17 protein-coding genes and 3 tRNA genes are annotated in these 18,056 nt (G+C 64.5%); all 20 read right to left on the bottom strand.

Annotated elements, in window-relative coordinates:
• Entirely contained in the window at positions 1-591 is a 591-nt protein-coding gene (gene rimP, locus QRO93_RS07655) for a ribosome maturation factor RimP (RefSeq protein WP_053450381.1), read from the bottom strand.
• 367 nt (positions 592-958) lie between these two features.
• Positions 959-1,035, bottom strand: a tRNA-Met gene (locus tag QRO93_RS07650).
• Between the two features lie 82 nt (positions 1,036-1,117).
• Positions 1,118-1,194, bottom strand: a tRNA-Met gene (locus QRO93_RS07645).
• A gap of 127 nt (positions 1,195-1,321) precedes the next feature.
• Positions 1,322-2,782, bottom strand: a complete 1,461-nt coding sequence (gene nuoN / locus QRO93_RS07640; RefSeq protein ID WP_049456506.1) for an NADH-quinone oxidoreductase subunit NuoN — start codon at positions 2,780-2,782, stop codon at positions 1,322-1,324.
• Positions 2,783-2,797: 15 nt separating this feature from the next.
• A complete protein-coding gene (locus tag QRO93_RS07635) occupies positions 2,798-4,306 on the bottom strand; it encodes an NADH-quinone oxidoreductase subunit M (protein ID WP_008268294.1) in 1,509 nt (502 codons plus the stop codon).
• 23 nt (positions 4,307-4,329) lie between these two features.
• Positions 4,330-6,504, bottom strand: a complete 2,175-nt coding sequence (nuoL, locus tag QRO93_RS07630) for an NADH-quinone oxidoreductase subunit L (RefSeq protein ID WP_180878463.1) — start codon at positions 6,502-6,504, stop codon at positions 4,330-4,332.
• Positions 6,505-6,511: 7 nt separating this feature from the next.
• Positions 6,512-6,817, bottom strand: coding sequence for an NADH-quinone oxidoreductase subunit NuoK (gene nuoK, locus QRO93_RS07625; protein WP_005410454.1), 306 nt, complete (start codon positions 6,815-6,817; stop codon positions 6,512-6,514).
• Entirely contained in the window at positions 6,814-7,470 is a 657-nt protein-coding gene (locus QRO93_RS07620) for an NADH-quinone oxidoreductase subunit J (protein ID WP_006458640.1), read from the bottom strand. Before QRO93_RS07620 ends, nuoK begins: the two co-directional genes overlap by 4 nt.
• Before the next feature lie 9 nt (positions 7,471-7,479).
• Complete coding sequence (nuoI, locus tag QRO93_RS07615) at positions 7,480-7,968, bottom strand: NADH-quinone oxidoreductase subunit NuoI (protein WP_005417924.1); 489 nt, start codon at positions 7,966-7,968, stop codon at positions 7,480-7,482.
• 4 nt (positions 7,969-7,972) lie between these two features.
• A complete protein-coding gene (gene nuoH / locus QRO93_RS07610) occupies positions 7,973-9,067 on the bottom strand; it encodes an NADH-quinone oxidoreductase subunit NuoH (protein WP_006458641.1) in 1,095 nt (364 codons plus the stop codon).
• The gene (gene nuoG / locus QRO93_RS07605; protein ID WP_180878464.1) at positions 9,064-11,298 is read right to left on the bottom strand and encodes an NADH-quinone oxidoreductase subunit NuoG; all 2,235 of its coding nucleotides are present in this window, start codon (positions 11,296-11,298) and stop codon (positions 9,064-9,066) included. The genes nuoH and nuoG overlap by 4 nt, the downstream gene beginning before the upstream one ends.
• Positions 11,295-12,635 carry an NADH-quinone oxidoreductase subunit NuoF gene (gene nuoF, locus QRO93_RS07600; RefSeq protein ID WP_006458704.1) on the bottom strand — a complete coding sequence of 447 codons (1,341 nt, stop codon included), beginning with the start codon at positions 12,633-12,635 and terminating at the stop codon, positions 11,295-11,297. The genes nuoG and nuoF overlap by 4 nt, the downstream gene beginning before the upstream one ends.
• A gap of 4 nt (positions 12,636-12,639) precedes the next feature.
• Positions 12,640-13,167, bottom strand: coding sequence for an NADH-quinone oxidoreductase subunit NuoE (nuoE, locus tag QRO93_RS07595; protein WP_006381132.1), 528 nt, complete (start codon positions 13,165-13,167; stop codon positions 12,640-12,642).
• A 97-nt stretch (positions 13,168-13,264) separates the two neighbouring features.
• Complete coding sequence (locus QRO93_RS07590) at positions 13,265-14,572, bottom strand: NADH-quinone oxidoreductase subunit D (protein ID WP_008264464.1); 1,308 nt, start codon at positions 14,570-14,572, stop codon at positions 13,265-13,267.
• Positions 14,569-15,318 (bottom strand): NADH-quinone oxidoreductase subunit C, encoded by a 750-nt coding sequence (locus tag QRO93_RS07585; RefSeq protein ID WP_005410462.1) that lies wholly within the window; start codon positions 15,316-15,318, stop codon positions 14,569-14,571. Before QRO93_RS07585 ends, QRO93_RS07590 begins: the two co-directional genes overlap by 4 nt.
• Before the next feature lie 33 nt (positions 15,319-15,351).
• Positions 15,352-15,906: an NADH-quinone oxidoreductase subunit B family protein gene (locus tag QRO93_RS07580; protein WP_005410463.1), complete on the bottom strand. Its 555-nt coding sequence runs from the start codon at positions 15,904-15,906 to the stop codon at positions 15,352-15,354.
• On the bottom strand, positions 15,897-16,253 hold the full coding sequence (locus tag QRO93_RS07575; protein ID WP_008265012.1) for an NADH-quinone oxidoreductase subunit A: 357 nt from the start codon (positions 16,251-16,253) through the stop codon (positions 15,897-15,899). Before QRO93_RS07575 ends, QRO93_RS07580 begins: the two co-directional genes overlap by 10 nt.
• A gap of 111 nt (positions 16,254-16,364) precedes the next feature.
• Positions 16,365-16,449, bottom strand: a tRNA-Leu gene (locus QRO93_RS07570).
• Positions 16,450-16,500: 51 nt separating this feature from the next.
• Positions 16,501-16,938: a preprotein translocase subunit SecG gene (gene secG, locus QRO93_RS07565; RefSeq protein ID WP_006458798.1), complete on the bottom strand. Its 438-nt coding sequence runs from the start codon at positions 16,936-16,938 to the stop codon at positions 16,501-16,503.
• 31 nt (positions 16,939-16,969) lie between these two features.
• Entirely contained in the window at positions 16,970-17,725 is a 756-nt protein-coding gene (tpiA, locus tag QRO93_RS07560; protein WP_053511568.1) for a triose-phosphate isomerase, read from the bottom strand.
• Between the last annotated feature and the right edge of the window lie 331 nt (positions 17,726-18,056).

Below are 18,056 nucleotides of genomic sequence, written 5' to 3'. Positions count from 1 at the left end.
TCACTCCGCGCGCGGCTTCTTTGCCGCCGGCTCGTTGGAAGAAGAATTCTTGTTCGGCTTCGGACGCTTCGGTGCCGGACCGGTCGGCTTGCTCGGGGCCAGCCCCAGCGCCACCCAGTCGGGCATGATCCGTGCCTTGTCGATGTTGTCGGCCGACACGACCACTTCGGTCTTGTCGACAACGAAGGTGATGGTGTCCGCGGCCTCGTCGGTTGCTTCGATGCGGCCCTGCAGGCGACGACGGTTGTCCTGCGGCAGCTTCAGGGTGACCTTGGCCATTTCGCCGAGGTGACGGCCGAACTGCTCCAGGTTGAACAACGGACGGTCCACGCCCGGCGAAGACACTTCCAGCGTGTAGTTGCCGCTGATCGGGTCTTCGACGTCCATCTGCGCCGACACTTCGCGGCTGACGCGCTCGCAGTCGTCGACATTGATGATGCGCTCGGGCTGTTCAGCCAGCGGCACGTCGATGTAAAGGCGCAGGGTCGCACCGCCGGGGGCCGGCAGATACTCAACGCCCAGCAGCTCCAGGCCCAGCGACACAACGGTCGGGGCGAGCAGATTCGCGATGTCGGTTGCCTTGTCGCTCACAGCCTGCCTTGATCTCTATGGTTGGGTGCCGGCCTTGGCCAGCGTGGAAACATGACGCCCCGGAAACGACAAAGGGCCCGCTGGGCCCCTTTTCCGGAAAGACTCCGGTGACTGGATTCCGGTTGCAACCTGCAGTGCCTGCCGGTTGCGGCCCTCCTTCCGGATCCGGACTCCCGCTGGGAGGCCGCCTTCAGGGGTACTGCTAGGCCGCTGATGATAGCGGCTGCACCGCACTGGTGCAAGGTGTGAGCCCGGGGTCAGATCCCTTTTCCGCAGGAAAAGGGATCTGACCCCGATCGCGCGGAAACGCCGCAGGACCCAAAGAAAAACGCCTTCGAAGCAGGACTTCGAAGGCGCATTCTTTACTTGGTAGCGGGGGCAGGATTTGAACCTGCGACCTTCGGGTTATGAGCCCGACGAGCTGCCAGACTGCTCCACCCCGCATCAGAAGCGGAATCATGAGGCATTGCTGCGAAAAATGCAAGCTTTCCCTCATTCATCAAACCGGTTGGCGCCGATTCGATGTTGGTAGCGGGGGCAGGATTTGAACCTGCGACCTTCGGGTTATGAGCCCGACGAGCTGCCAGACTGCTCCACCCCGCACCGGAAGTGTTTGAACTGCTGCCCTGCTCTTTCGAGGAGGGCTACCGCAACGATGTTCTGGCTGAACCGCTGCAGTGACAACTCAGGCTGCGCATATTACACGAATCGCGCAGCTTTGTGTCAACTTTTATGCAAGATGCGCAAATGCCTGCTGGCACCAGACCATGATCGGGTTCCAGGCAATGCCCAGCGCCAGCAGCGCCAGTGCGTTCACGCCCAGCACCAGGCCCAGTACGCGGTCGTTGCTGCGCGGCATGGCCTCGCCCACCGGCTCATCGAAATACATGACCTTGATGACGCGCAGGTAGTAGAAGCAGCCGACCACGGCACAGAGCACGCCGAGGATCGCCAGCCACAGCAGGCCGCCGTTGACCGCCGCGCCGAGCACGGCCAGCTTGGTCCAGAAGCCCAGGAACGGCGGGATGCCGGCCAGCGACGCCATGATGCACAGCACCAGGCCGGCCATCCACGGGTTGCGGGCGTTCAGGCCCTTGAAGTCTTCGATGTTCTCGGCTTCGAAGCCGGCACGCGACAGCGCGATGATCGCGCCGAAGGCGGCGGTCGACATGATGGCGTAGGCCAGTGCGTAGAACAGCGCGGCGGCATAGCCCTGCGCGCCACCACCGGCGATGCCCATCAGCAGGAAGCCGATGTGCGAAACGGTGGAGAACGCCAGCATGCGCTTGAGGTTGCTCTGCGCGATGGCCATCAGGTTGCCGATGACCAGCGACACCGCCGCCAGGCCGGCGATCAGCAGCTGCAGTTCGGTCGACAACGGGCCCACGCCCATTTCCAGAAGGCGGTAGGCCATGCCGAAGGCGGCCAGCTTCGGCGCCGAGCTGATGAACAGCGCGATCGGTGCCGGGGCACCCTGGTACACGTCGGGCAGCCACATGTGGAACGGCGCGGCACCCAGCTTGAAGGCGACGCCGGCGATCATGAACACCGCACCGGTGATCAGCAGCACGCGCTCTTCCGAATGCGGGATGGCATCGCGGATGACGTCCAGGTGCAGGCTGCCGGTGGCGCCGTAGATCAGCGACATGCCGTACAGCAGCAGGCCCGAGGCCAGCGAACCGAGCACGATGTACTTCATCGCCGCTTCCGAGGCCAGGCCGTTCTCGCGGTTGCTGGCCACCAGCGCGTAGGAGCACAGCGCCAGCAGTTCCAGGCCCAGGTAGACCATCAGCAGGCTGCCGGCCGAGACCAGGATCATCATGCCGGCGGTGCCGAACAGGATCAGCACCGGGATCTCGCCCTGGAACAGGTTGCGATCACGCAGGTAGCGCCAGCCATAGACCAGGGTCAGGCCGCTGAGCAGCACGATCCCGGTCTTCATCACGTCCGCGGCGGTATCGCGCACGAACATGCCATGGAAGACCTCCCCCTGCCCGCCCACGCCGGTGGCCAGCATGAACAGCACCACGGCCAGCGCAGCGAGCGAGAACAGGTGGGTGACGATCTTGTTCCGGTTGCTGACGAACAGGTCGAGGATCATCAGGGCGAAGGCGCTGCCGATCAGCACCAGCTCGGGAGCGAGCGGTGGCAGGTCAGCGGCGGTCAATGGCAGCAGCGGCGAGGTGGTCATCATCAAATCCTGGAATTACAGCAGCTTGCTGGATGCGATCTGCATCGCCAGCTTCGCGATCGAGGGCTCCATCAGGTCGGTCAGCGGCTTGGGGTAGATGCCCAGGGCCAGCACGCCGATGGCGAACACGCCCAGCACCAGCCATTCGCGGCCGTTGATGTCCTTCAGTTCGGCAACGTGGCTGTTGGCCACTTCGCCGAAGAAGATGCGCTTGTACAGCCACAGGGTGTAGGCGGCGCCGATGATCAGGGTGGTGGCCGCGCCCAGCGCGATCCACGGATTACGCTGGAACGCCGACAGGATGACCATGAACTCGCCGACGAAGCCGCTGGTACCCGGCAGGCCCGCGTTGGCCATGAAGAACAGCATGGCGAAGGTGGCGAACCACGGCATCACGTTGACCACGCCGCCGTAATCGGCGATGCGGCGGCTGTGCATGCGGTCGTACAGCACGCCGACGCAGGAGAACATCGCGCCGGACACGAAGCCGTGCGAGATCATCTGCACCATGGCGCCCTGCAGGCCCAGGCGGGCCGCATCGGCGTTGCCGGCTTCACGCACCAGCCACAGGGCGATGAAGGTACCGAGGGTGACGAAGCCCATGTGCGCGATCGACGAATACGCGATCAGCTTCTTCATGTCGTCCTGCACCAGGGCGACCAGGCCGACGTAGATCACCGCGATCAGCGACAGCGCGATCACCAGCCAGGCCCATTCCTGCGATGCGTCCGGGACGATCGGCAGGTTGAAGCGCAGGAAGCCGTAGCCACCGATCTTCAGGGCGATGGCGGCCAGGATCACCGAACCGGCGGTCGGCGCTTCCACGTGGGCATCCGGCAGCCAGGTGTGGACCGGGAACATCGGCACCTTGACCGCGAAGGCGATCAGGAAGGCAAAGAAGATCCAGGTCTGTTCCTTGGCCGACAGCGGCAGCGCGTACAGGTCGGCCAGCTGGAAGCTGCCGCCCTTCAGGTACAGGTAGATCAGCGCCACCAGCATCAGCACCGAGCCGAGGAAGGTGTACAGGAAGAACTTCAGCGCGGCGTAGATGCGGCGCGGGCCACCCCAGACACCGATGATCAGGAACATCGGGATCAGCATCGCCTCGAAGAACACGTAGAACAACATCGCGTCCGTGGCCGAGAAGATACCGACGGTGACGCCTTCCAGGATCAGGAAGGCGGCCACGTACTGGTTGACGCGCTTGTCGATGGCGCTCCAGGCACCGATCAGGGCAAGCACGCTGACCAGCGTGGTCAGCAGGATCAGCGCCACGGCGATGCCGTCCACGCCCAGGTTGTAGCCGATCTTGTACGCCGGGATCCAGGCATGGGTCTCGACGAACTGCAGACCGTCGATGCCCGCGTTGTAGCCGCTCAGCAGCGAGAGGCTCGCCACGAAGGTCAGCACCGCGACGCCCAGCGACGCCCAGCGGGCGGTCTGCGCATCACGGATCGCAAGGATCAGGGCGCCACCGAGGATCGGCAGCCAGATGAGGACACTGAGTAGAGGCCAGTTCGACACGTCTTCTTATTCCGTACAGGTCATCAACGCAGGTAATGCATCAGCACGCCCAGCAGGGCAATCAGGCCGATGATCATCGCGAAGGCGTAGTGATAGAGGAAACCGGATTGGGTACGACGCAGCACGCCGGCTGCGACGTCCACAACACGTGCCGAGAGATTGACCACGCCGTCGACGATGTTGCTGTCGATCCAGCGCGAGACCTTGCCCAGCTTGACGCTGCCGCCGGCAAAGCCATCGATCCACAGCTTGTCGAAGCCGTACTTGTTTTCCAGCACCGACACCAGCGGGGCGAAGGTCTTGCGCGCCTTGCCCGACAGGTCCGGCTTCCACAGGTAGAACAGTGCAGCCAGCAGGAAGCCCGCCAGGGTCAGCCAGAACGGCGGCAGCATCATGCCGTGCAGCGCGAACGCCACCGGCCCGTGGAACTCTTCACCCAGGAAGGCAACGGTGTTCTTGGCCGGATCGTAGAAGTTCACGATACCGGTGAAGAACGTGTTGACCTGGCCCTGGATCGCCGCGTGGGCGTGCTGGCCGGCCCAGTCGGTGCCATGCAGCATCGGACCGATGCTGAAGAAACCGATGGCGATCGACGGGATGGCCAGCAGGATCAGCGGCAGGGTCACCACCCACGGGGTTTCATGCGGCTCATGCGGACCGTGGCCATGGCCGTGGTCGTCATGGGCATCGCCGTGGTGGGCATCGGCATGGTGTGCGTCTGCGCCGTGGTGATCGTCATGGCCGTGGCCATGGTCATCATGCGCGTCGCGGAAGCGCTCCTTGCCGTGGAAGGTCATGAACAGCAGGCGGAAGCTGTAGAAGCTGGTCACCAGCACGCCACCCAGCACCGCCCAGTAGCCATAGGTGGCCACCCAGCTGTTCTGCATGTGCGCGTGGATCTCGGCCGCCTCGATGATGGTGTCCTTCGAGTAGAAGCCCGAGAAGAACGGCGTACCGACCAGGGCCAGGGTACCGATCCACATGGTGACGAAGGTGATCGGCATGTACTTGCGCAGGCCGCCCATCTTGCGCATGTCCTGCTCGTGGTGCATCGCGATGATGACCGAGCCGGCACCCAGGAACAGCAGGGCCTTGAAGAACGCGTGGGTCATCAGGTGGAACACGGCGGCCGAATAGGCCGACACGCCCAGCGCCACGGTCATGTAGCCCAGCTGCGACAGCGTGGAGTACGCGACGACGCGCTTGATGTCGTTCTGCACGATGCCGATCAGGCCGGTGAAGAACGCGGTGGTGGCGCCGATGAAGAGGATGAAGTTCAGCGCGGTCTGCGACAGCTCGAACAGCGGCGACATGCGGGTGACCATGAAGATACCGGCGGTCACCATCGTCGCGGCGTGGATCAGTGCCGAGATCGGGGTCGGGCCTTCCATCGAGTCCGGCAGCCACACGTGCAGCGGGACCTGGGCCGACTTGCCCATGGCGCCGATGAACAGGCAGATGCAGATGACGGTGGCGATCGACCAGATCACCGGCTCGTTCAGCAGCTGCATGCCCAGGATCGTGCCGTCCCAGATCTGCAGCTGGGCGCGCGGGTCGGCCAGCATGCCGGCCTGCGAGAACACCTGCGAGTAGTCCAGGGTGCCGAACACCCACAGCACGCCGGCGATGCCCAGCAGGAAGCCGAAGTCACCGACGCGGTTGACCAGGAACGCCTTCATGTTGGCGAAGATCGCGGTCGGGCGCTTGAACCAGAAGCCGATCAGCAGGTACGACACCAGGCCCACCGCTTCCCAGCCGAAGAACAGCTGCAGGAAGTTGTTGCTCATCACCAGGGTGAGCATCGAGAAGGTGAACAGCGAGATGTAGCTGAAGAACCGCTGGTAGCCCGGGTCGTCCTGCATGTAGCCGATCGTGTAGATGTGGACCAGCAGCGACACGAAGGTCACCACCACCATCATCATCGCGGTCAGCTTGTCGACCATGAAGCCGACGTGGGCCGAATACTGGCCGACTTCGAAGAACGTGTAGATGTTCTGGTTGAACGGCTGCGCACCGCCCCACAGCAGCTGGTAGAGCGTGTACATCGACAGGCCGCAGGCAACCGCGACGCCGAGGATGGTGATGGTCTGCGCGCCGAAGCGCTTGACCTGGCGACCGAACAGGCCGGCGATGATGCTGCCGAACAGCGGTGCAAGCACCACTGCGATCAACAGACTCTTGGAGAGAGTGATTTCCATCTGTGGATCAGCCCTTCAGCGAATCGACTTCGCCGACATTGATCGTGCGGCGGGTACGGAACAGGGTCACCAGGATCGCCAGGCCGATGGCGGCTTCCGCGGCGGCGACGGTCAGGATGAAGAACACGAACAGCTGGCCGGACGGATCGCCCAGCTGACGCGAGAAGCCGACGAAATTGATGTTCACCGACAGCAGCATCAGTTCGATCGACATCAGCAGGACGATGACGTTCTTCCGGTTGAGGAAGATGCCGGCCAGGCTGATGGCGAACAGCACCGCGCCCAGCGCAAGCATGTGGCCAAGGGTAATCACGGCTGGGTCTCCTCGCCGGCGGCCGGCTTGCTGTTGCTGTGCACGACCGGTGCTTCGGCGCCCATCTTGACCATGCGCAGGCGCTGGCCGGCCTTGACCATGGTCTGCTCGCCCGGGTTCTGGCTCTTCACGCCGGTACGGCGGCGAAGGGTCAGCATCACGGCGGCGACGACGGCCACGGTCAGGATGACGGCGGCGAACTCGAACGGCAGCAGGTACTCGGTGAACAGCGTGCGCGCCAGCCAGGTGACGTTGGAGCTGTCGGCGGCGACCGCGGCGGCGTTGTCGGCCGGGAACGGGGTGACCGAGCGGGCCTTGACGCCGATCAGGATCAGCATCTGCACCAGCATCGCGACCGCGACGATCAGGCCGACCGGCAGGTAGCGCACCCAGCCCTCACGCAGCTTGGTGGGGTCGATGTCCAGCATCATCACCACGAACAGGAACAGCACCATCACCGCGCCGACGTAGACCAGCACCAAGGCAACACCGAGGAACTCGGCGCCCACCAGCAGCCACACGCAGGCGATGGAGAAGAAGGTCAGCACCAGGCAGAGCACGGCGTGAACCGGGTTGCGCACGCTGATCACCGCACCGGCCGAAACCGTTGCCGCGATGGCGAACACCCAGAAAGCGATATTTACCCAATCCATCTCTCGACCTCAGCGGTAAGCGGCATCGGCGGCGCGACGCTCGGCGATCTCGGATTCGAGACGGTCGCCCAGGGCCAGCAGCTGCGGCTTGGTAACGATGTTTTCGCCACGATTCTCGAAGTGGTACTCGAGGATGTGGGTTTCGACGATCGAGTCCACCGGGCAGCTTTCTTCGCAGAAGCCGCAGAAGATGCACTTGAACAGGTCGATGTCGTAGCGCGTGGTACGGCGGGTGCCGTCTTCGCGCTTGGCCGAGTCGATGGTGATGGCCAGCGCCGGGCACACCGCTTCGCACAGCTTGCAGGCAATGCAGCGCTCTTCACCGTTGGGATAACGGCGCAGGGCGTGCAGTCCACGGAAGCGCGGCGACTGCGGGAACTTCTCCATCGGGTACATCATCGTGTACTTCGGCTTGAAGCTGTACTTCAGCGTCAGCCAGAGGCCCGCCAGCAGTTCGAGCAGCAGCAGGCTCTTGAAGTAATGGGTAATCCTGTTCATCACTTTAGACGCCCTTTTGAATCACGCCGAAGAACACCATGACGGCGGTAACCGCGATCCACAGAATGGCCAGCGGGATGAAGACCTTCCAGCCCAGGCGCATGATCTGGTCATAGCGGAAGCGCGGGAAGCTGGCACGGAACCAGATGTAGGCACTGGCGAAGAAGAACACCTTGACGAACAGCCACGGTGCACCGCCCTTCCAGATCCAGTCGACCAGCGGCGAGACATCGCCGAAGTTGACCCAGCCCTGGACCGGGCTCAGCCAGCCGCCGAGGAAGAAGATCGAGATCAGGAAGCTGATCAGGATCATGTTCGCGTATTCGGCCAGGAAGAACAGCGCGAAGGCACCGCCGGAGTATTCGACCATGTGGCCGGCAACGATTTCCGACTCGCCTTCCACCACGTCGAACGGCGCGCGGTTGGTTTCGGCCACGCCCGACACCCAGTAGATGACGAACAGCGGGAACAGCGGCAGCAGGAACCAGTCGAAGAAACCGGAGCTGCCGGCCTGCGCCATCACGATGTTGCTCAGGTTCAGGCTGCCCGAGGCGATCATCACGCCGACCAGGGCGAAGCCCATGGCGATTTCGTAGCTGATCATCTGCGCCGAGGCGCGCATGGCACCCAGGAACGCGTACTTCGAGTTGGAGGCCCAACCGGCCAGGATGATGCCGTAGATGCCCAGCGAGGTCATCGCCAGCAGGTACAGCAGGCCGGCGTTGGCGTTGGACAGCACGATCTGCGAATCGAAGGGCACCACCGACCAGGCCGCGAAGGCCGGGGCCAGGGTGATCAGCGGGGCCAGCAGGTAGATCGCCTTGTTGGCGCTGCTCGGCTGCACCACTTCCTTGAACAGCAGCTTGAAGACGTCGGCGAAGGCCTGGAAGATGCCCATGCCGACGTACATCGGGCCGTGGCGGACGTGCATCCAGCCGATCAGCTTGCGTTCCCAGACCACGTAGAAGGCCACCGAGATGATCACCGGAACGGTGATCACCAGGATCTTCAGGATGATCCAGATCAGCGCGCCGATGTCACCGAGGCCAAGCAGCCACTGGTGCAGCGGGTCGACCGCGTTCAACAGCAATTCGTTCATGCAGCCACCACCGTTACGCGAGCGGCACCCAGCGGCGCGGTCGCGCCGTGGCCCGATTCAATCCAGACCGAACCCGCAGCGACGCGGGCGTCGACCACCACCGGCAGGGTGGCCTTGCCGGCATCGGTGCCGACCTTGGCCATCTGCCCTTCCTTCAGCTGCAGGCGAGCGGCATCTTCAGCGTTCAGCACGATGCGCGGGGCGTTGTTGAGCGGATGCGACTGCAGCGCCGGGGCGCGACGGACCACCGCATCGGTGCGGTAGATCGCGGCGGTCGAAGCCACTTCCAGGCCTTCGCCGGTCACCGCCGGCTGCGCCGAAGCGGCAACGCTGACCGACACCGGGGCGAGGCTGGCGCGCAGGCCGGCCAGGTCGGTGAAGTCGAAACCGGCCAGCGCCATTTCGCCGCCCAGTGCGCGCAGCACGCGCCAGCCTTCACGCGCCTCGCCCGGCAGCTTGCCGCCGGCACGGGCCGACTGCTCGCGACCATCGAGGTTGGTCAGGGTGGCGTCGATTTCCGGCAGCGCGCCGATCGGCAGGATCACATCGGCGACGTCGCGGGTGGAGACACAGGCGAACTGGCTGAAGGCCACCACCTTGGCACCGACCAGCGCCTTGCGCGCAGCCGGAGCATCGGCGAAGTCCAGGCCCGGCTCCAGGCCGTACACCACGTAGGCCTGGCGCGGCTGCGCCAGCATCGCGGCGACGTCCTTGCCGGCCGGCAGCACGCCGGCACGGGTCAGGCCAACGGCATTGGCGCCCTGCGGGATGCGGCACAGCTTGGCACCGGTGGCGGCAGCGAAGTCACGCGCGGCGGCGCGGATCGCGGCAGCCTGCGGGTGGTTCTCGGCGATGCCGCCGACGATCAACACGGTGTTGTTGCCGCCCTGCACTGCCGAACGCAGCTCGGCGTTGGCCAGCGCGTCGACGAACTTCGACGGCGCGACGATCTGCTTGCCGGCAATGCTGAAGGCAAAGTCGAAGTCCACCGGGTTGACGACGTGGATCTTGGCGCCATTAGTGGTCTGCGCCTTGCGCAGGCGGGCGTGCAGCAGCGGCAGTTCGTGGCGGATGTTGCTGCCCAGAACGACGATGCGGTCGGCGCCTTCGATCTCGGCCAGCGGCAGGCCGAACACTTCGGCGGTTGCGGCGTCGGAGAAATCGCGGTTGTTGATGCGGTGGTCGATGTTGCTCGAACCCAGGCCCTTGGCCAGGCGGGCCAGCAGCGCGCCTTCCTCGTTCGAGGTCGACGGATGCACCAGCACGCCCAGGTTGTCGCCCTGGTTGGCCTTGAGGATTTCGGCGGCCGCGGCCAGGCCTTCGGCCCAGCTCACTTCCTTCCACTCGCCATTGACCTTGCGCAGCGGCTTGACCGCACGGTCTTCGCTGTACAGGCCCTGGTGAGAGTAGCGGTCACGGTCGGACAGCCAGCATTCGTTGACGGCTTCGTTGTCGCGCGGCACGGTGCGCAGCACTTCGCCGCGACGCACGTGCAGGAACAGGTTCGAACCCATCGCGTCGTGGTAACCCAGCGACTCGCGTGCGGTCAGTTCCCACGGACGGGCGCGGAACTGGAACACCTTGTTGGTCAGCGCACCGACCGGGCAGACGTCGACGACGTTGCCGGACAGTTCGGTGGTCAGCGGCTTGCCGTCGTAGGTACCGATCTGCAGGTTCTCGCCGCGGTACATGCCACCCAGTTCATAGGTGCCAGCCACGTCGGCGGTGAAGCGCACGCAGCGCGTGCACTGGATGCAGCGGGTCATTTCGGTGGCGACCAGCGGACCCATGTCCTCGTCCGGCACCACACGCTTGCGCTCGTTGAAGCGGCTGACCGAACGGCCATAGCCCAGCGACACGTCCTGCAGCTCGCACTCGCCGCCCTGATCGCAGATCGGGCAGTCCAGCGGGTGGTTGATGAGCAGGAACTCCATCACCGAACGCTGGAACTTCAGCGCCTTCTCGCTGCGGGTGGCGACCTTCATGCCGTCCATCACCGGGGTGGCGCAGGCCGGCGCCGGCTTCGGCGACTTCTCCACGTCCACCAGGCACATGCGGCAGTTGGCGGCAATCGGCAGCTTCTCGTGGTAGCAGAAGCGCGGAATGGAGATGCCGGCCTTGTCGGCGGCCTGGATGATCATCGAGCCCTTGGGCACGACCAGCGACTTGCCATCGATCTCGATGGTGACGTGATCGGGTGGGACGCTCGGATTTACGGGTTGCGCGCTCATGCAGCGGCTGCCTCCACCTTCTTGCCGTCAACCATCGAATGACCGTTGACGATGTAGTACTCGAACTCGTCCCAGAACTGGCGCAGGAAGCCCTGGATGGGCCATGCAGCCGCTTCGCCGAACGCACAGATGGTGTGGCCTTCGATCTGGCCGGCCACCGCCTTCAGCTGGTGCAGGTCTTCCATCGTGGCCTTGCCGGCGACGATGCGCTCCAGCACGCGGTGCATCCAGCCGGTGCCTTCACGGCACGGGGTGCACTGGCCGCAGGATTCCTTGTGGAAGAACTGGCTGATGCGGCAGGCAAACTTGACGCAGCAGACGCTGTCATCGAGCACCACGACGGCGCCCGAACCCAGGCCCGAGCCCAGTGCACGGATGGTGTCGTAGTCCATCGGCAGGCCCTTCAGCTCGGCCGCGGTCAGCACCGGCATCGACACGCCACCCGGAATCGCGCCCTTCAGGGTGCGGCCCGGACGCAGGCCGCCGGCCATTTCCAGCAGGTCGTCGAAGGTGGTGCCCAACGGCACTTCGAAGTTGCCGCCGTTCTGCACGCAACCGGACACCGAGAAGCACTTCGGGCCGCCGTTGGCGGTCAGGCTCAGGCCCTTGAACCACTCCGGGCCGTTGCGGATGATCGCCGGCACCGAACCGTAGGTTTCGGTGTTGTTGATCGTCGACGGCTTGCCGTACAGGCCGAAGTTCGCCGGGAACGGCGGCTTGTAGCGCGGCTGGCCCTTCTTGCCTTCCAGCGATTCCATCAGCGCGGTTTCTTCGCCGCAGATGTACGCGCCGGCGCCCAGCGCACCATAGATGTCGATGTCCACGCCCGAGCCCATCACGTTCTTGCCCAGCCAGCCATTTGCATAGGCGTCGGCCAGGGCCTGCTCGAAGTGCTCGAACGGCTCGTGGTGGAACTCACCGCGCAGGTAGTTGTAACCCACGGTCGAACCGGTGGCGTAGCAGGCGATCGCCATGCCTTCCACCACCGAATGCGGGTTGTAGCGCAGGATGTCGCGGTCCTTGCAGGTGCCCGGCTCGGATTCGTCCGAGTTGCAGAGGATGTACTTCTGCATGTTGCCCTTGGGCATGAAGGACCACTTCAGGCCGGTCGGGAAGCCCGCGCCACCGCGGCCGCGCAGGCCCGAGGCCTTGACCATCTCGATGACCTGCTCCGGCGGGATCTTCTCTTCGAGGATCTTGCGCAGGGCGGCGTAGCCACCGGTCTTCAGGTAGCTTTCGTACGACCACGGGGTGTCGTAATGCAGGGTGGTGTAGACCACCTGGTGCGGCAGCGGCGCAGGGCCGACCGGACCCTTGGATTCGTGGTGATGTGCCATGCCCTTACTCCAGCCCGTCCAGCAGCTCGTCGACCTTTTCCAGGGTCAGACGCTCATGGTAGTGACCGTTGATGACCATCATCGGCGCGCCACCGCAGCCGGCCAGGCACTCTTCCTCGCGCTTGAGGTAGACGCGGCCGTCCGGGGTCGATTCACCGTGCTTGATGCCCAGCTTCTTCTCGCAATGGCGGACGATGTCCTCGGCGCCATTGAGCCAGCAGCTGATGTTGGTGCAGATGGCCACGTTGTTGCGGCCCACCTTCTCGGTCTCGAACATCGAGTAGAAGCTGGCGACCTCGTAGGCCCACACCGGCGGCAGATCAAGGTACTTGGCCACGCCGGCGATCAGCTCGTCGGTCAGCCAACCCTCGTTCTGCTCCTGGGCCGCATGCAGGCCCTGCAGCACGGCAGAGCGCTTGCGGTCCGGCGGGAACTTGGACAGCCAGTGATCGATGTGAGCGCGGGTCTTGTCGCTCAGCACCACCATCGGGTCGACGTCGCGCGCCGCCTCGAAATTACCTGTCGCCTTCATCGGCCGACCTCAGCGAAATGCATAACGTGAAATTGCAGAAACTGCGGCGCCGGCTTGCGCCGGCTGCCTGCAGCGGGCGTTGGCGTGGCGGACGGCATTACCGGTCAACCTCGCCGAACACCAGGTCGTAGGTACCGATCATCGCCACCACGTCGGCCAGCATGTGGCCGCGCACGACCGAATCGATCGAGGACAGGTGGGCGAAGCCCGGTGCGCGCAGGTGAACGCGGAACGGCTTGTTGGCGCCATCGGAGACCAGGTAGCAGCCGAACTCGCCCTTGGGCGCTTCCACTGCCGCGTAGGTTTCACCGGCCGGCACGCAATAGCCTTCGCTGAACAGCTTGAAGTGGTGGATCAGCGCTTCCATGTCGTCCTTCATGTCCTCACGCTTGGGCGGAGCGACCTTGAAGTTCTTGACCATGACCGGGCCTGGGTTGGCCTTCAGCCACGCCACGCACTGCTTGATGATGCGGTTGGACTCGCGCATTTCGGCAACGCGGACCAGGTAGCGGTCGTAGCAGTCGCCTTCCTTGCCCAGCGGGATGTCGAAATCGACGGCATCGTACTTGGCGTACGGGCGCTTCTTGCGCAGGTCCCAGGCGATGCCCGAGCCGCGCAGCATCACGCCGGTCATGCCCCACTGGTGGGCCAGCTCCGGAGTGACCACGCCGATGCCGACGGTACGCTGCTTCCAGATACGGTTGTCGGTCAGCAGGGTCTCGTATTCGTCGACACGACCCGGGAATTCGTTGGTGAAGTTTTCCAGGAAGTCCAGCAGCGAACCTTCACGCGAAGCATTGAGCTGCTTCAGCGCCTTGCCCTTGTGCCAGCGCGACTCCTTGTACTTCGGCATGTGGTCCGGCAGGTCGCGGTAGACACCGCCCGGACGGTAGTACGCCGCGTGCATGCGCGCGCCGGAGACTGCTTCGTAGCAGTCCATCAGCTCTTCGCGCTCGCGGAAGGCGTACAGCATCACCGCCATCGCACCCAGGTCGAGCGCGTTGGAGCCCAGCCACATCAGGTGGTTGAGGATGCGGGTGATTTCGTCGTACATGGTGCGGATGTACTGCGCACGCTCCGGCGCCTCGATGCCCATCAGGGTCTCGATCGCGCGCACGTAGGCGTGCTCGTTGCACATCATCGACACGTAATCCAGGCGATCCATGTAGCCGATCGACTGGTTGAACGGCTTGGACTCGGCCAGCTTCTCGGTACCACGGTGCAGCAGACCCACGTGCGGGTCGGCGCGCATGATGGTTTCGCCGTCCATTTCCAGGATCAGGCGCAGCACACCGTGAGCGGCCGGATGCTGCGGGCCGAAGTTCATGGTGTAGTTGCGGATTTCCTGCCGGCTTTCGGCGGCGTTGCTGGCGAAGGCTTCGCCGGCCTGGTGTACGTGGCTCACTTCACTGCCTCCTGCGCGCGCTCACCTTCTGCGGTCTGCAGACGGGCGTCGTCACGGATCACGCGCGGCACGCCGACACGCGGCTCCACCGAGGTGACCGGTTCGTAGATCACGCGCTTCTTTTCTTCGTCGTAGCGGACTTCGACATTGCCGATCAGCGGGAAGTCCTTGCGGAACGGATGGCCGACGAAACCGTAGTCGGTCAGGATCCGGCGCAGGTCCGGGTGGCCTTCGAAGATCACGCCGTACAGGTCGAACGCTTCGCGCTCGAACCAGTTCAGGCCCGGCCAGATGCCGGTCAGCGAGGACACCACCGGCAGCGCTTCGTCAGGGGCGAAGCAGCGCAGGTGCATCATCAGGTTATGCTGGTACGAACGCAGCTGCGCGACCACGGCGAAACGCTGGGTCGGCATGTGCTGCGGGCGGGCACCGTCGGCACCGTTCTCCTCGGTGGGGAACTCGCCCCACGCGAAGCGGCCCTGGGCCTTGCCTTCGACGCCACGGCTGAAGCCCTGCGAGGACACGTCGGCGGTGTCCCATTCGTCGGAGCCATAACCGAGGTAGTCGACGCCGCAGAGATCCACGGCCTGCTCGAAACCAAACTCGTCACGCAGCGCCAGGGCGGTGGCGTGCCACTCGGCGGCAGGCACTTCCAGCGTCACTTCGCCGCGGGGTTCGACCACGATGACCTTCGCACCTGCGAAACGTGCGGAGAGTCGGTCGATGAAGGATGCTTGCTCTGCCATGGGGGCTTGGCGCGCTCTTGTCAGGTGAAGGGGTCAGCGGGCGATGGTCTGTGTACGCCAGATCTTCTTCTGCAGCTGCAGGATCCCGTACACCAGCGCCTCGGCGGTCGGCGGGCAGCCCGGGACGTAGACGTCCACCGGCACCACGCGATCACAGCCGCGCACGACAGAATAGGAGTAGTGGTAATAGCCGCCGCCGTTGGCGCAGCTACCCATCGAGATGACCCACTTCGGGTCCGGCATCTGGTCGTAGACCTTGCGCAGCGCCGGGGCCATCTTGTTGACCAGGGTACCGGCCACGATCATCACGTCGGACTGACGCGGCGACGGGCGGAACACCACGCCGTAGCGGTCAAGGTCCAGGCGCGCGGCGCCGGCGTGCATCATCTCGACCGCGCAGCAGGCCAGACCGAAGGTCATCGGCCACATCGAACCGGTGCGTGCCCAGTTCAGCAGTGCGTCGACGCTGGTGGTGACGAAGCCCTTTTCCAGCAGCGGGTTGTCGCCTTCCGGCCGCAGGATGTCATCAACCCGGCCTTCCGGCGTGGGGTTGTTCATGAGGCCATCGAGAGTCTGAATCACTCCCATTCCAGCGCTCCCTTCTTCCAGACGTAAATGAAACCGAGGAACAGCATGCCAACGAACAGGCCCATGGTGATGAGCGAACGGGCGCCCAGTTCCATGAAGACCTGGGTCCACGGCACGATGAAGATGATTTCCAGGTCGAAGACGATGAACTGGATCGCGATCAGGTAGTAGCGCACGTCGAACTTCATGCGCGCGTCTTCGAAGGCCTCGAAGCCGCACTCATACGGCGACAGCTTTTCCAGATCGGGGCGGCGGGGACCGAGGAATCGACCAACCAGCATCAGCGTAATGCCGATACCGGTGGCAACGATCAGAAACAGCAGAGACGGCAAATATTCGGCCAGCACAGCGATTCTCTCTTGCCTCTGCCGCCGCGCCTGCAGGCGCTTTGGCATGGGGGAGTGGACGGGAATCTGCCTGGCGCCTTGCGCGCCAGACGAACCCGCTTTACTTACAAATGGTGCCCAAGAGGGGACTCGAACCCCTACGACTTGCGTCGCTACCACCTCAAGGTAGTGCGTCTACCAATTCCGCCACCTGGGCAAACGATCACATCAGACTATCTTCCCGATGCGCCGCGTATTGTAACCGGCTTCAGTCTTTCTGGGAGCCTTCCGAAGGCTTTTCTTCACCAGAATTCGAAGATTCCGCCTTGGCCGGCACATTCGCGGCCGGAACCGGGGCAGCCGGGACCGCATCGGCCTTCGGAACGGCCGGCAGTTCGCCGGCCGGAGCCGCCGGGGCACTGGCCGCCGGAGCGGACATCAGGCCAAGATCCTGGTCGGCCGCCGGGCGGGTGCCGTGACCGGCATACCAGGCCATGAAGAGGCTGATACCGAAGAACACCACGGCCAGCCACTTGGTCGACTTGGACAGGAAGTTCGAGGCGCCGCGCGCACCGAACACCGTACCCGAGGCACCGGCACCAAAGCCCGAACCCGCCGCCGCACCCGAGCCACGCTGCATCAGGATCAGCGCGATCATGGCCACAGCGACCAGCACGTAGACGACATTGAGGATCAACATCAGCATTGGAAACCGCCCTCGGACAATACTTCTAGGATTAGTTCGCGGCCGCCGCCCTTGCGATGGCCAGGAAGTCTGCGGCCACCAGGGAGGCGCCACCGACCAGCCCACCATCGACATCCGGCTGCGCGAACAGTTCCCCGGCATTGTCGGGCTTCACGCTACCGCCGTAAACAATGGGCAGTGAATCAGCGATTCTAGCATCGATGCGCGCGACTTCGCCACGGATGAACGCGTGCACCTGCTGCGCCTGCTCCTTGCTGGCGGTACGGCCGGTGCCGATTGCCCAGACCGGCTCGTAGGCCACCACGGCCTGGGCGAAACCGGCCGCGCCGACCAGCTCGAGCACCGGCGCCAGCTGGCTGGCGATGACCGCTTCGGTCTGGCCTGCCTCGCGCTGCTCCAGGGTCTCGCCTACGCACAGCACCGGCACCAGGCCAGCATGCAGGGCCGCGGCGAACTTGCGCGCGACCAGTTCGCTGCTTTCGTGGTGGTACTGGCGACGCTCGGAATGGCCGACCAGGCCATAGCGGGCACCCACCTCGTGCAGCATGGCGGCGCAGACCTCGCCGGTGTAGGCGCCCTTCTCGTTGCTGCTCACGTCCTGTGCGCCGAAGGCCAGGCCGGTTTCGCCGAAATCCTCGACCAGCTCGCCCAGATACGGCAGCGGCGGCAGGATCACCACGTCCACCCCCTCCAGCGGGAGCCCGGTGGCGACCTGCCCCAGCAGTTCATTGGCGAATTGACGGCTGCCATGCAGCTTCCAGTTTCCGGCGACGATCTTGCGGCGCATGAGCGGGTGGCTCCTGTGTGAAGTCAGCCGGTCATGATACCCGCTACGGCAAAAATCCGTTTCCGTGTAAGCGGTTACATGGATTTTCAGCCAACGGCGCAGCCCCTCGTGGCGGGTTTGGGGTTGGTCGCATAAGGCCCGGTGGGTTTTGGAGCTTGGCCGGGCGGGTGAGGATGGCGGGGGACGCCGTAAACCCGTCCCTGGGGGCTTGGCCGCGGCATCCATGCCGCGGACACCCCCGCCATCCCCACCCACCCGGCCTCTGACACATTCCGGCGGTTCCGCCCGCCACGGAAAGAAAAAAGAAGAGCAAGAGCAAGATCGGCATCGC

The sequence above is a fragment of the Stenotrophomonas maltophilia group sp. Smal17 genome (assembly GCF_030237045.1).
GTDB lineage: Bacteria > Pseudomonadota > Gammaproteobacteria > Xanthomonadales > Xanthomonadaceae > Stenotrophomonas > Stenotrophomonas forensis.
Note: the sequence above shows the minus strand (reverse complement) of the source record. Positions and strands in the feature narration are given on the sequence as shown.

Excerpts from the sequence above, each read along its gene's own strand:
- nuoE (WP_006381132.1), bottom strand. The coding sequence starts at position 13,167 with ATGAAGGCGACAGGTAATTTCGAGGCGGCGCGCGACGTCGACCCGATG.
- QRO93_RS07580 (WP_005410463.1), bottom strand. The coding sequence starts at position 15,906 with ATGGGAGTGATTCAGACTCTCGATGGCCTCATGAACAACCCCACGCCG.
- QRO93_RS07585 (WP_005410462.1), bottom strand. The coding sequence starts at position 15,318 with ATGGCAGAGCAAGCATCCTTCATCGACCGACTCTCCGCACGTTTCGCA.
- nuoL (WP_180878463.1), bottom strand. The coding sequence starts at position 6,504 with ATGGAAATCACTCTCTCCAAGAGTCTGTTGATCGCAGTGGTGCTTGCA.
- secG (WP_006458798.1), bottom strand. The coding sequence starts at position 16,938 with ATGCTGATGTTGATCCTCAATGTCGTCTACGTGCTGGTCGCTGTGGCC.
- nuoI (WP_005417924.1), bottom strand. The coding sequence starts at position 7,968 with ATGAACAGGATTACCCATTACTTCAAGAGCCTGCTGCTGCTCGAACTG.
- nuoN (WP_049456506.1), bottom strand. The coding sequence starts at position 2,782 with ATGACCACCTCGCCGCTGCTGCCATTGACCGCCGCTGACCTGCCACCG.
- nuoH (WP_006458641.1), bottom strand. The coding sequence starts at position 9,067 with ATGAACGAATTGCTGTTGAACGCGGTCGACCCGCTGCACCAGTGGCTG.
- QRO93_RS07620 (WP_006458640.1), bottom strand. The coding sequence starts at position 7,470 with ATGGATTGGGTAAATATCGCTTTCTGGGTGTTCGCCATCGCGGCAACG.
- nuoG (WP_180878464.1), bottom strand. The coding sequence starts at position 11,298 with ATGAGCGCGCAACCCGTAAATCCGAGCGTCCCACCCGATCACGTCACC.
- nuoF (WP_006458704.1), bottom strand. The coding sequence starts at position 12,635 with ATGGCACATCACCACGAATCCAAGGGTCCGGTCGGCCCTGCGCCGCTG.
- tpiA (WP_053511568.1), bottom strand. The coding sequence starts at position 17,725 with ATGCGCCGCAAGATCGTCGCCGGAAACTGGAAGCTGCATGGCAGCCGT.